Source organism: Corynebacterium sp. LK10 (assembly GCF_008042455.1).
Classification (GTDB): domain Bacteria; phylum Actinomycetota; class Actinomycetes; order Mycobacteriales; family Mycobacteriaceae; genus Corynebacterium; species Corynebacterium jeikeium_D.
Genome location: NZ_NOVT01000028.1, coordinates 1 through 528, shown reverse-complemented (window position 1 = coordinate 528; position 528 = coordinate 1). Strand labels below are relative to the sequence as shown.

The 528-nt window shown below is 57.4% G+C and carries 1 protein-coding gene; it reads left to right on the top strand.

Going from position 1 to position 528, the window contains the following annotated elements:
- Positions 1 to 67 precede the first annotated feature (67 nt).
- Positions 68 to 528 (top strand): transposase (locus tag CHU70_RS11430; protein ID WP_371416047.1); only part of this gene is annotated, 461 nt, incomplete at its 3' end.

Genomic DNA, 528 nt, shown 5'->3' with positions numbered 1-528 from the left:
AGTCAGGCGGTGGGCGCGACAAGCCGGAATTGAGATCCAGCACCAATCGCACTACCCGAAGGTCTCGATGATGCATAAACATCGCGTGATCTACGAGATGCTTATGGCCGGCTCATATAGTGTTGCCCAGATTGCTGCACAGGCTGGGGTGTGCACAACCACGGTGTACAACCGGCGGGCTAGATTGACCACTATGAATACCCGCAGTCGGATAACACCTGGTGATGTATCTCGTGTTGGTACTGGTCGGCGGCTAGGGCTGGCGGAACGCTTACTTATTGCCGATTGCCTGCGGGCAGGTCATTCGCACCGGCGTATCGCCCAGATAGTCTGTCGTAGTCAATCCACCGTCAGCCGTGAAATCGCACGCAACAGCGTCGATGGTATCTACGATGCCTATCACGCTGACCAGGCCAGCCGCGGGCGTCTTGCTCGTCCAAAGCCGCGCAAACTCGATGACAATCGATTTTTGCGCGCCCAGGTTGTCAATCTGCTCAACCGTGGCGCCTCGCCGCGTCAGACCAGTGA